Genomic DNA, 12,058 nt, shown 5'->3' with positions numbered 1-12,058 from the left:
TTGTTATCCTTGAGCTGCAAGGTGCTTGCGGCGAAACCGGAGCGCTTTATATTCGGCCGGAAGATTTAAGCTGGAGATGACACGCATGGACGCCCCCCCCCCCCCCCCCCCCCCCCCCCCCCCCGCCCCCCCCCCCCCCCCCCCCCCCCCCCGACGCTCTAGCCCGCTCAGGCGGCGTTGGTCTCCAGAACCGTTGCCGCATCGAGCACCGTCATGAACTGGCGCAGCCACGAGGGATGGGCCGGCCAGGCTGGTGCAGTGACGAGATTGCCATCGGAAACCGCATCGGTGATGGCGATGTCGGCGTAGGTGGCGCCAGCCAGTTCCACTTCCGGGCGGCAGGCGGGGTAGGCCGAGCAGGTGCGGTCCTTCAGGACGCCTGCAGCCGCCAGAAGCTGGGCGCCGTGGCAGATTGCTGCAACCGGCTTATTGGCATCGAAGAAATGCCTCACAGCCTTGATGACATCGGGATTGAGGCGCAGATATTCCGGTGCGCGGCCGCCGGGAATGACGAGCGCGTCGTAATCTTCGGCGCGCACGCTTTCGAAAGTGGCATTCAGCGCGAAATTATGGCCGCGCTTTTCGGAATAGGTCTGGTCGCCTTCGAAATCATGTATGGCGGTAGCGACCGTCTGGCCGGCAGTCTTGCCGGGGCAAACGGCATGGACCGTATAGCCGCAGGCAAGCAGCGTCTGGAACGGTACCATGGTTTCGTAATCTTCAGTGAAATCGCCTGTGATCATCAGGATCTTGCTCGCTGGCATTTCTTCCTCCCGTAAAAACCAACAGATGGACTTTAACAAAGGATCGCGGATCGCGGGTAATAAGGGAATACTACAGGAGCGGCCGATCAGGTCGTCGCTCGCACCCTGACATCGGGAATGGCACAAGCCTCGCCGCCACCGAACAGGCGCGAACGGGTGAGGAAACGCTTCTCGCGGCCGTTATCGAGCGAAAACATGCCTCCTCGGCCAGGCACGACATCGATGATGAGCTGCGTGTGCTTCCAGGCCTCGAATTGGCTGGCGCTGATATAGACGGGCACGCCGCCGATCTCCCCGAGCTTCACATCCTGGTCGCCGACGATGAAATCGTCCGTGGGATAGCACATGGGAGAGGAGCCGTCGCAGCAGCCGCCGGACTGGTGGAAGAGGATATCAGGATAATCCCTCTGGATTTCTTTGATGAGGTCGAGCGCTGCATCGGTGGCGAGCACGCGTGGTTCGCGATTGATCGTCTGTTCCATGATTGCCTCCTCCAAGACAATACCTCCTCCCCGTAAAGGGAGGAGGCTCGATAGTAGCACGATTGATCGCCTCTCAGAAGAAGCCGAGCTTCTTCGGGCTGTAGCTGACCAGCATGTTCTTTGTCTGCTGGTAGTGGTCGAGCATCATCTTGTGCGTTTCACGGCCGATGCCGGATTGCTTGTAGCCACCAAAGGCCGCGTGGGCCGGATAGGCGTGATAGCAATTGGTCCAGACGCGGCCGGCCTGGATTTCCCGGCCGAAGCGATAGGCCCGGTTGGCGTCGCGGGTCCAGACACCGGCTCCAAGGCCATAGAGCGTGTCATTGGCGATTTCGAGCGCTTCCTTCTCATCCTTGAAGGTGGTGACCGAGACGACCGGGCCGAAAATTTCTTCCTGGAACACACGCATCTTATTGTGGCCCTTGAAGATGGTCGGCTTGATGTAATAGCCCTCAGACAATTCGCCGCCCAGATCGCTGCGCGAACCGCCGGCAAGCACCTGCGCGCCTTCCTGTTTGCCGATGTCGAGGTAGGCGAGGATCTTTTCCATCTGTTCGGTGGAGGCCTGAGCGCCGATCATCGTTGCCGGGTCGAGCGGGTTGCCCTGCTTGATGGCTTCGACGCGTTTGACGGCCCGTTCCATGAAGCGGTCATAGATCGACTCCTGGATGAGAGCGCGGCTGGGGCAGGTGCAGACTTCGCCTTGGTTCAGCGCGAACATAGCGAAGCCTTCGAGCGCCTTGTCGAAGTAATCGTCGTCTTCAGCCGCCACATCGGCAAAGAAGATGTTGGGCGACTTGCCGCCGAGTTCCAGCGTGACCGGAATGAGGCTCTGGCTGGCATATTGCATGATGAGGCGGCCTGTCGTCGTCTCGCCGGTAAAGGCGATCTTGGCAATGCGCGGGCTGGATGCGAGCGGCTTGCCGGCTTCGAGACCAAAGCCATTGACAATGTTGAGCACGCCGGGCGGCAGGAGATCGCCGGCGATTTCTGCCCAGAGAAGCAGGGAGGCGGGTGTCTGTTCGGCCGGTTTGATAACGACGCAGTTGCCGGCGGCAAGAGCCGGTGCCAGCTTCCAGGCAGCCATCAGGATCGGGAAGTTCCAGGGAATGATCTGGCCGACGACGCCGAGCGGTTCATGGAAGTGATAGGCGACGGTATCGTGGTCGATTTCGCCGATAGTCCCTTCCTGGGCACGGATGCAGGAGGCGAAATAGCGGAAGTGGTCGATGGCGAGCGGGATATCGGCGGCCATGGTTTCGCGGATCGGCTTGCCGTTGTCCCAGGTTTCGGCCTGGGCCAGAAGCTCCAGCTTGTCTTCCATGCGCTGGGCGATCTTCATGAGGATGTTGGCGCGCTCGGTGGTGGAGGTGCGGCCCCATTTTTCCTTGGCGGCATGGGCGGCATCGAGTGCTGCGTTGATATCCTTTTCATCGGAGCGCGGGATTTCGCAGAGCTTACCGCCTGTGACGGGCGTGACGTTGTCGAAATATTTGCCGCCGATCGGGTCGCGCCACTCGCCGCCGATATAGTTGCCGTATTTCAGCTTGAACGGCGATTCGACGATTTTTTGATGAAGCATGTCATCCTCCCTTGATGATCAGGTTCCGGAATGAACCAGTGGGGGGACTCTGTGTCGCTTTTGCCCGGGGGGATAGGGGAGCTCACCAATACCGCAGTGCACAGTGTCGCAGAGCTGCGACAGGTTCCCGCACCGCTACGACATGGTGATCGAACCTATCGTCCCGCGTCAGTGCAGGTCGAGCTTCTTCATCTTTCGGTGCAGCGTGGCGCGGCTAATGCCAAGGGCTGTGGCAGCCTGGGAGACATTGCCATGGGTGCGGGACAGCGCCCGCAGGAGAGCGGCCTTTTCCGCCTCCGCCATTTCTTCTTCCTGCGAGACCCGGCCTTCATGCAGCGCATCGGAGGCGGGGATGCCGGCGGCAATATGGCTGTCGTCAAGCTTGAGGGCTAGGCGAGCGGCGCGCGTGGCGCCGAGAACGAGGTCATGGCGGTCGACGGCCAGCAATGCATTGACGGAATTGGCACCGGCCGGGACCATGACGAAGCGGGCGCCGGCGAAAGCGGAACGGAACAGATTGAGTTCGATGCGCATCGCGGCATCCCGCACGGCTTGCGAGAGAATGGTGAGCGTCATCTCGTTGACGTCATCGCGGCAGGTGGAGATGTCGAGGGCGGCAGCGAGGTTCCCACGGTGATCGCGGATCGGCGCGGTGGTGCAGCTCAGCTTGATGTTGGAGCAGAAGAAGTGCTGGTCGCGAAAGACGGCGACGGAACGCCCATCGGCAAGGGCTGTGCCGATGCCGTTGGTACCGATACTCGCTTCGGTCCAGACTGAGCCTATCCAGAGGCCTAGATCGTGGAATTCCTTGTCATTGCCGACAGCACCGCGGCGCTCCAGCGCTATGCCGTTACGATCCGTCAACAGCAGACAGCAGCCGGCCTTACCGACCGTCGTGAAAAGCCGATCGAGTTCCTCGCGGGCATCCGTCATCAATTGTTCGGATTCCTCGCGCGCAAGGCGGAATTCCTGGTCCGTGAGACGCAGTGGCGCGCGTTTTTCTTCTGGCGCAAGCTGATACATGGTCATGCAACGGCGCCATGAAGCCACAATCGGCGAACTGGCCGCAGCCGAGTGTTGCTGGGCGCACGTATAGACATGTTCCGCATGAGCGGATTGTTCGTGCATGAAGGCTCCTCCCACGGAACTTGCGCACATTCTGATTTAAATGCAGCGTCTTTGCAATCGGACCGGCATGGCGGTGGATTGCATGGATCGAATTTGTCGGATGGCGAGTGTCGCATTTCTGAGACAGTGGGCCCCGCTGCTCATGCCGCTCCATCAGCTGGTGCGCGACCCTGGCCGGTCGGCGGCCACACGTTCGAAATCCACTTCCTCAATCCGCATGCCGACTTTTGCCTTCACTCGAGGCTGAGCCAGCTTTCGATGCCTCTCGCCGCGGCACGGCCCGTGGCGAAACAGGCTGTGAGCAGGTAGCCGCCGGTCGGCGCTTCCCAATCCAGCATCTCTCCGGCGGCGAAGATGCCGGGGAGATGTTTCAGCATGTAGTGTTCATCAATCTCATTCCAGGCGATGCCGCCGGCTGACGAGATGGCCTCGGCGACCGGACGCGGGCGCAAAAGCGGGACCCGCAGTGCTTTGATGGCAGCGGCGAGCTTTTGCGGATCGTTGCGGTCGGCCTCCAGCGTCAGTTCGCGTAGCAATGCGGCTTTCACGCCGTCGAGGCCGGCGCCTTTGCGCAGCCGGTTGGAGAAACTCGATTTCGTATCCTGCCGGGCAAGGTCGCGGGCAAGGCGATCCAGCGTGCGGCCGGGGGCGAGATCAAGGCTCAAGAATGCCGTGCCTTCGCCGAGCATACGATCGCGCAGGGCGGCAGCATGCGCATAAACAAGGCTTCCCTCTATGCCGTGGCTGGTGATGACGAATTCACCGGGAAATGTGCCCGCGGAGGAGGTTGCCGTGGCGGATTTCACAGGCTCGCCGGCAAAGCGTTCGCGGAAGAGATCGCTCCAGGCGACGTCGAAACCGCAATTGGCGGGCTGGAATGGAGCGATTGTAATACCGCGATCGACAAGCGTCGGCACCCAGGCCGCATCGGAGCCGAGCCGGGGGTAGCTGGCGCCGCCAAGCGCGAGCAATGTGGCATCGCAGGAAATGGTTTTGCGCCCGTCCGGCGTTTCGAAACTATGTCCGCCGTCCTCGAAGCCGGTCCAGCGATGGCGTGTAAAGAAGCTGACGCCGCGGGCTTCCAGCCGGGCGAGCCAGGCGCGCAGAAGCGGCGACGCCTTCATGACATTGGGGAAGACGCGGCCGGACGAGCCGACGAAGGTTTCTGTGCCGAGTCCGGCCGCCCAGGTGCGGATATCGGCCGGAGTGAAGGCATCGAGGGCCGGGCGGAGACTGACATTGGCGTCGTTGAAGCGAGTGGCGAACCGGTCGTACTCTTCCGAATGCGTGATGTTGAGGCCCGACTTGCCGGCGAGCAGAAACTTGCGGGCGAAGGTCGGCATCGCGTCATAGACAGCGACGGCATGGCCGCCTTCCGATAATATTTCGGCCGCTGACAAGCCTGCGGGACCGCCGCCGATGATCGCAATCGTCTTCTTTTCCATTGCGTCTTCTTGAAGCGGGTAAAACTCAAGCGCAAGTGTCAGTGACGCGGATGCAGGCACTTGCCGTGGTCGGCGAGCACTTCGATGACCCGGCATTGATCGACGCGGCCGTGGCAGCAGCTCTCGACCATCTGCTCCAGTTCCGCTTTCAGCGCTTTCAAGCTGCGGATACGCTGTTCGACTTCTATGAGGCGGGCCTTGGCAATGGCATCGGCGGAAGCGCAGGACTGATGCGGATCGTCCTGCAGGTGAAGCAGCGTGCGGATTGCTTCTATCTCGAAGCCGAGTTCGCGCGCGTGGCGGATGAAGGCGAGGCGCTTAAGATGTGCCGGCTCATAGGAGCGCTGATTTCCCTCGCTGCGGCTGGGTTTGGCAAGCAGGCCGATGTCTTCATAGTAGCGGATCGTCGGCACCTTGACGCCGCTCTGACGGGCGGCTTCGCCGATAGTGATCTTTCTCATGATTTTCCTCTTGCACCTCTAGTCGCTAGAGGATGTAGGAAGAGTGCTGCCTACAAGCAAGGATTTACTTGATGAGCGAAGCAGCGCAGGTGCGGTACAGGGTTGGCGGCATGGATTGCGCCGCTTGCGCAACGAAAATCGATACCGCAGTCAGGCGTATGGACGGTGTCGAGGACGTCTCCGTCTCGGTGACGGCGGGCACGATGACAGTGCGCCATGATGGCAGCAGCGATCTGACGGCGATCGAGAAGAAGGTAACTGGCCTCGGTTATTCCGTCGCTCCACTCAAGGGTAAGGCGCCTGCTCAGAAACCTAAAGGTACTCACGATCACGCGCATAAGGATCATGACGATGCGCACGATCATCACGACCACGATCAGCATGATCATGCCGGGCACGAGCATCATGACCACTCCGATGAAGGCCATGATCACGATCATGCGAGTCATGATCATTCCCGTCATGGGCATTCGCATGGTGCCGAGGAAATCGAAGGACTGCACGGCCATGATCATGGGCCGATGACCGGTCCGTGGTGGCAGAGCAAGAAGGGCCGGTTGACGATCCTTTCCGGTGCGGCATTGGCGGCGGCCTATGTGGTGGGTCATCTGGTCCCGTCGATCGCCTCCCATGCATTCGTCATTGCCATGCTGGTCGGGTTAGTTCCGATCGCCAAGCGCGCCACTATGGCGGCGCTTGCCGGCATTCCCTTTTCCATTGAAATGCTGATGACGATTGCGGCCGTCGGTGCCGTCATCATCAATGCCGGCGAAGAGGCGGCGACGGTCGTCTTCCTGTTCCTCGTCGGTGAGCTGCTGGAAGGCGTTGCCGCTGGCAAGGCGCGCGCCAGCATCCAGTCGCTGACGGCGCTGGTGCCGAAGAATGCGCTGCTTGAAACCGTCGGCGAAGTGAACGAAGTGCCAGCCGAAACGCTTGCCGTCGGCTCGATCATTCTCGTGCGGCCGGGAGACCGGATTTCTGCGGACGGCACAATCGTGTCCGGTGAAAGTGCCATCGACGAAGCGCCGGTGACGGGCGAAAGCACGCCAGTACGCAAGGGTGCCGGCGAGACCGTCTTTGCCGGTACGGTCAATGGCGATGCGGCATTGCGCGTTCGCGTGACGGCCGCTGCCGAGGACAATACGATTGCCCGCGTCGTCAAGCTGGTGGAGGAGGCGCAGGAATCCAAGGCGCCGACGGAGCGCTTTATCGACAGGTTCTCGCGTTATTACACACCTGGCGTTGTCGTCGTGGCGGCTCTGGTGGCGATCCTGCCGCCGCTGCTGGCGGGCGCGGCGTGGGGCGAATGGATCTACAAGGGCCTTGCGATCCTGTTGATCGGCTGCCCCTGCGCGCTCGTCATTTCCACGCCGGCTGCGATTGCTGCCTCGCTTTCGGCCGGCGCACGCCACGGGTTGCTGATGAAGGGCGGAGCGGTCCTGGAATCGCTCCGCAACGTGACGGCCGTTGCCTTCGACAAGACAGGCACGCTGACGGAAGGCAAGCCGCAGGTGACGGACATCGTTTCCTACGGGCGCTCGGAGGCGCAGGTGTTGTCGCGCGCCGCGGTGCTGGAACAGGGCTCCAGCCATCCGCTGGCGCTTGCCATTCTCGACCGCGCCAAAGCCGATGGCGCGCCAGTGCCGCCGGCTTTCGAGGTCGAGGCGCTGCCGGGCAAGGGCATGACGGGCAACGTGGGTGGCGAGACGCTCGATCTGCTATCGCCTCCGGCTGCGCGGGAGAGGGACGCCTTGAATACTGAACAGGATGAACAGATTGCCGCGCTGAATGGCGCGGGAAAGAGCGTCTCGGTGTTGCTTGTTGATGGCGTTGCTGCCGGTTTGATTGCCATGCGCGATGAGCCACGCGAGGATGCGAAAAGCGGTCTCGCGACGCTTAAGGCTGCAGGCGTTCGCGCTATCATGCTGACCGGCGACAACAAGCGCACGGCAGCTGCCGTCGCCGGCGATCTCGGCATCGACTGGCGCGGCGAATTGCTGCCGCAGGACAAGCAGCGCATCGTCGGCGAATTGAAGCGCGAAGGTCTTTTCGTTGCCAAAGTCGGCGACGGTATCAACGACGCGCCGGCTCTTGCTGCTGCCGACGTCGGCATCGCCATGGGCGGCGGCACGGATGTGGCGCTCGAAACTGCGGATGCGGCGGTGCTGCACGGGCGTGTTGGCGATGTGGCGCGCATGATCGACCTTTCGAAACGGACCATGCGCAATATCTTCCAGAACATCACCATGGCTCTCGGGCTGAAGGCCGTGTTTCTCGTTACCACTATCGCCGGCATTACCGGTCTTTGGCCGGCTATCCTTGCGGATACGGGCGCGACCGTGCTGGTGACGATGAATGCCCTCCGTCTGTTGCGGATAAAGATATAAAAATTTCTTTATGTCATCTTGACGATTGGATGTGGCAGGTGCTTGCTTGCCGCATCGTCGATCTTCGGGTCTGTTGATCCGGAGCTGAAGGGGATCGACGTCATCCCCTCCAATGATTTCTCGCTTTACGACCATGTGCTCGACACAGCCGTTATGGTCGGAGCCGTTCCCGCTGCCTATGGCTGGCAGAGCGGTCCTGTTTCGCTCGATGCTGGCGCGCGCGAGCGATTGACCGAGTGGCAGCTCTGGATCAATCCGGATTGCGGATTGAAAACGCACAAATGGGAAGAGGTGCGTCCGGCGCTGGTCAACATTGTTGCCGCGGCGAAGGCACTTCGGGCAGCTGGGCCGATTCGGCGATAGGAAAAACGGAGGGCCGACAAGAGTTCGGCTATCCTTAATCCCCAACGACATCGGATCGAGCTTGATTAATCCACCGTTAACCATGATCAGACCTTTATCTAGTACCTCACGCAACGGGAGGCACAACAAGTCGTTGATCGTTCCGGCTCATTGGGCTACTACATATAGCGTTCAAGGTTCCTCTGATTCGCAAGGATTAGGGGCTAAGATGGGAATACGGTGCGTTTCGCCATGAAGGCGCAGCAAAGCCGGAGCTGCCCCCGCAACTGTAAGCGGCGAGCGACTGTCCGATTTCAGGTCACTGAGGCATGATGCCTTGGGAAGGCTGGGGGCAGGTTGTTTCGACCCGTAAGCCAGGAGACCTGCCTTGAACAAAACGTCCACGGGCGGGGTGTCCGGAAGGTCGCGTGCATGTCAGGCGGATCGGATCCGCACCTGTTGCGCTGCCCCGGAATTTCCGCATGAACATGTCGGGGTTTGAAGTCATGTCGAGAGCATCAAAACCGCCACCCGCGCAGCTTCAGCAGGGACGAATGTTCGGCGTGTAAAACGCCAACTCTGCAAGACCATCATCAAGCGTTGCCCCGGACGCCGCAAGGCGCCCGATGACAGTACCGCGTCTGAAATTCATTGATATCACGAGGAACATGATGAGCGTTACCGTTTACAGCAAGCCTGCCTGCGTTCAGTGCACCGCTACTTACCGCGCCCTCGACCGCCTGGGCGTAGACTACGAAATCATCGATATTTCCGCGGATGCCGACGCGCTCGATCGCGTGCGCGGCATGGGCTACATGCAGGTCCCGGTCGTCGTGGCCGGCGAACAGCATTGGGCGGGTTTCCGTCCCGACATGATCAGCGCCCTCTCCTGATTGGAGAACAGCGGTGGGCCTGATCGTCTACTATTCCAGTCGGTCCGAGAATACCCATCGTTTCGTCGAGAGGCTGGGACTGCGCGCGGCGCGCATTCCTCTCGGCGCTGAAGACATCCACATCCGCGAACCCTATGTGCTGATCTCGCCCACCTATTGCGGTGACGGCGGAAAAGGGGCCGTGCCTAAGCAGGTGATCCGTTTCCTCAACGATGCGGAAAACCGCTCCAACATCCGCGGCGTGATTGCGGCGGGCAACAGCAATTTCGGTAAGACCTACGGGCTTGCCGGCGACGTGATCTCGCAGAAGTGCCAGGTGCCTTACCTCTACCGGTTCGAGCTCCTGGGGACTGCCGAGGATGTCGCCAATGTCAAAGACGGGATGGGACGATTTTGGACACGGGGACAAATCTGACGCGGGATGCGGGCGCAAAACCGCTAAAGGCCGTGGAAGCGCTGGACTATCACGCGCTGAACGCGATGCTGAACCTCTATGACGATGAGGGCAAAATTCAGCTCGACAAGGACCGCATGGCCGCCAAGCAATATTTCCTGCAGCATGTGAACCAGAACACGGTGTTCTTTCATAATCTCAGGGAAAAGCTCGATTATCTGGTGACCGAAGGCTATTATGAGCAGGAAGTACTCGACCAATATTCCTTCAATTTCGTCCGCGACCTGTTCGACGAAGCCTATGCCAAGAAGTTCCGTTTCCCGACCTTCCTCGGCGCCTTCAAATATTACACCAGCTACACGCTGAAGACCTTCGACGGAAAGCGCTACCTAGAGCGCTACGAAGACCGTATCTGCATGGTGGCGCTCGCGCTTGCCAGAGGCAATGAACAGCTCGCACGCGATCTGATGGAAGAGATCATCTCCGGCCGTTTCCAGCCGGCAACGCCGACCTTCCTCAATGCCGGCAAGAAGCAGCGCGGCGAACTCGTCTCCTGCTTCCTGCTGCGTGTGGAAGACAATATGGAATCGATCGGCCGCTCCATCAATTCGGCGCTGCAGCTCTCCAAACGCGGCGGTGGCGTGGCGCTGTCGCTGACGAACATCCGCGAGGCGGGTGCCCCGATCAAGCAGATCGAAAACCAGTCTTCCGGCATCATCCCCGTCATGAAGCTGCTGGAAGACTCGTTCTCCTACGCCAACCAGCTTGGTGCGCGGCAGGGCGCCGGCGCGGTCTATCTCAACGCGCATCACCCCGATATCATGCGCTTCCTCGATACCAAGCGCGAAAATGCCGACGAGAAGATCCGCATCAAGACGCTGTCGCTCGGCGTCGTCGTGCCTGATATCACTTTCGAACTCGCCAGGAACAATGAGGATATGTACCTCTTCTCGCCCTATGACGTGGAGCGGGTCTATGGCGTGCCCTTCACCGAAATCTCCGTAACGGAAAAGTATCGCGAGATGGTGGCGGATGCCCGCATCACCAAGAAGAAGATCAAGGCGCGCGAATTCTTCCAGGTGATTGCCGAAATCCAGTTCGAGAGCGGTTATCCCTACATCATGTTCGAAGATACGGTGAACCGGGCAAACCCGATTGCCGGGCGCATCAGCATGAGCAACCTCTGCTCGGAAATCCTGCAGGTCAGTGAAGCGAGCGAGTTCAACGACGACCTTTCCTACAAGACGATGGGCAAGGATATTTCCTGTAATCTCGGCTCGCTCAACATTGCCATGGCGATGGATTCATCCGATTTCGGCAAGACGATCGAGACCTCGATCCGCGCGCTGACGGCCGTTTCCGACATGAGCCATATCTCCTCGGTTCCGTCGATCGAGAAGGGCAATGACGATAGCCACGCGATCGGCCTCGGCCAGATGAACCTGCATGGATACCTCGCCCGCCAGCACATCCACTATGGTTCCGAAGAAGGCATCGATTTCACCAATATCTATTTCTACACGGTGACCTATCACGCACTGCGCGCTTCCAATCGTCTGGCGGTCGAACGTGGCGCAAGCTTCAAGGGCTTCGAGAATTCGAAATATGCCTCGGGTGACTATTTCGACAAATATACCGAGAAGGAGTGGAAGCCGGCGACCGAGAAGGTGCAGGCGCTGTTTACCGATGCCGGCATTCATATCCCGACGCAGGAAGACTGGCTTGAATTGAAAAAGGTCGTGATGGTCTCCGGCCTCTATAACCAGAACCTGCAGGCGGTGCCGCCGACGGGCTCCATTTCCTACATCAACCACTCGACCTCCTCGATCCATCCGATCGTCTCGAAGATCGAGATCCGCAAGGAAGGCAAGATCGGCCGCGTCTATTATCCGGCGCCGTTCATGACGAACGACAATCTCGATTATTATGAGGATGCCTACGAGATTGGCCCGGAAAAGATCATCGACACTTATGCGGCCGCGACCCAGCATGTCGACCAGGGCCTGTCGCTGACGCTGTTCTTCCGCGACACCGCAACGACGCGCGACATCAACCGCGCCCAGATCTATGCCTGGAAGAAGGGCATCAAGACGATCTACTACGTCCGCCTTCGCCAGATGGCGCTGTCCGGCACCGAGGTGCAGGGCTGCGTGTCTTGTACGCTCTAACTACCGGAGATA

General features: G+C 60.1%; 10 protein-coding genes, 2 pseudogenes and 1 riboswitch. Of the genes and pseudogenes, 6 read left to right on the top strand and 6 right to left on the bottom strand.

Annotated elements, in window-relative coordinates; translation table 11 throughout:
- Window positions 1-167: 167 nt before the first annotated feature.
- From FHX15_RS17475 to FHX15_RS17450, 6 genes are all read right to left on the bottom strand, one after another.
- Complete coding sequence (locus FHX15_RS17475) at window positions 168-764, bottom strand: DJ-1/PfpI family protein (protein ID WP_184399248.1); 597 nt, start codon at window positions 762-764, stop codon at window positions 168-170.
- Window positions 765-850: 86 nt separating this feature from the next.
- Entirely contained in the window at window positions 851-1,246 is a 396-nt protein-coding gene (locus FHX15_RS17470) for a DUF779 domain-containing protein (RefSeq protein ID WP_184399246.1), read from the bottom strand.
- A 73-nt stretch (window positions 1,247-1,319) separates the two neighbouring features.
- Window positions 1,320-2,828 carry an aldehyde dehydrogenase gene (gene adh, locus FHX15_RS17465; protein WP_184399244.1) on the bottom strand — a complete coding sequence of 503 codons (1,509 nt, stop codon included), beginning with the start codon at window positions 2,826-2,828 and terminating at the stop codon, window positions 1,320-1,322.
- 168 nt (window positions 2,829-2,996) lie between these two features.
- Window positions 2,997-3,956, bottom strand: coding sequence for a helix-turn-helix domain-containing protein (locus FHX15_RS17460; RefSeq protein ID WP_184399241.1), 960 nt, complete (start codon window positions 3,954-3,956; stop codon window positions 2,997-2,999).
- A 233-nt stretch (window positions 3,957-4,189) separates the two neighbouring features.
- Window positions 4,190-5,401 (bottom strand): TIGR03862 family flavoprotein, encoded by a 1,212-nt coding sequence (locus FHX15_RS17455; RefSeq protein WP_184399239.1) that lies wholly within the window; start codon window positions 5,399-5,401, stop codon window positions 4,190-4,192.
- Window positions 5,402-5,439: 38 nt separating this feature from the next.
- Window positions 5,440-5,862, bottom strand: a complete 423-nt coding sequence (locus FHX15_RS17450) for a MerR family transcriptional regulator (RefSeq protein WP_184399236.1) — start codon at window positions 5,860-5,862, stop codon at window positions 5,440-5,442.
- Between the two features lie 71 nt (window positions 5,863-5,933).
- Between FHX15_RS17450 and FHX15_RS17445 the strand changes: the two genes are divergently transcribed.
- The 6 genes and pseudogenes from FHX15_RS17445 to nrdE all read left to right on the top strand — a co-directional run bounded on the left by FHX15_RS17445 (window position 5,934) and on the right by nrdE (window position 12,046).
- Window positions 5,934-8,249 (top strand): heavy metal translocating P-type ATPase, encoded by a 2,316-nt coding sequence (locus tag FHX15_RS17445; protein WP_184399234.1) that lies wholly within the window; start codon window positions 5,934-5,936, stop codon window positions 8,247-8,249.
- Window positions 8,250-8,267: 18 nt separating this feature from the next.
- A pseudogene (locus FHX15_RS31485) lies at window positions 8,268-8,447 on the top strand (hypothetical protein); the annotation flags it as partial.
- Between the two features lie 18 nt (window positions 8,448-8,465).
- Window positions 8,466-8,612: pseudogene (locus tag FHX15_RS31480) on the top strand (hypothetical protein); the annotation flags it as partial.
- A 157-nt stretch (window positions 8,613-8,769) separates the two neighbouring features.
- Window positions 8,770-8,997: riboswitch (cobalamin riboswitch) on the top strand.
- Window positions 8,998-9,262: 265 nt separating this feature from the next.
- Entirely contained in the window at window positions 9,263-9,484 is a 222-nt protein-coding gene (nrdH, locus tag FHX15_RS17430; RefSeq protein WP_184399295.1) for a glutaredoxin-like protein NrdH, read from the top strand.
- Window positions 9,485-9,497: 13 nt separating this feature from the next.
- Entirely contained in the window at window positions 9,498-9,899 is a 402-nt protein-coding gene (nrdI, locus tag FHX15_RS17425; RefSeq protein ID WP_184399231.1) for a class Ib ribonucleoside-diphosphate reductase assembly flavoprotein NrdI, read from the top strand.
- Window positions 9,878-12,046, top strand: a complete 2,169-nt coding sequence (gene nrdE, locus FHX15_RS17420; RefSeq protein ID WP_184399229.1) for a class 1b ribonucleoside-diphosphate reductase subunit alpha — start codon at window positions 9,878-9,880, stop codon at window positions 12,044-12,046. The genes nrdI and nrdE overlap by 22 nt, the downstream gene beginning before the upstream one ends.
- Window positions 12,047-12,058 lie beyond the last annotated feature (12 nt).

The sequence above is a fragment of the Rhizobium sp. BK650 genome, assembly GCF_014195325.1.
In the GTDB taxonomy this organism is placed as follows: domain Bacteria; phylum Pseudomonadota; class Alphaproteobacteria; order Rhizobiales; family Rhizobiaceae; genus Rhizobium.
Note: the sequence above shows the minus strand (reverse complement) of the source record. Positions and strands in the feature narration are given on the sequence as shown.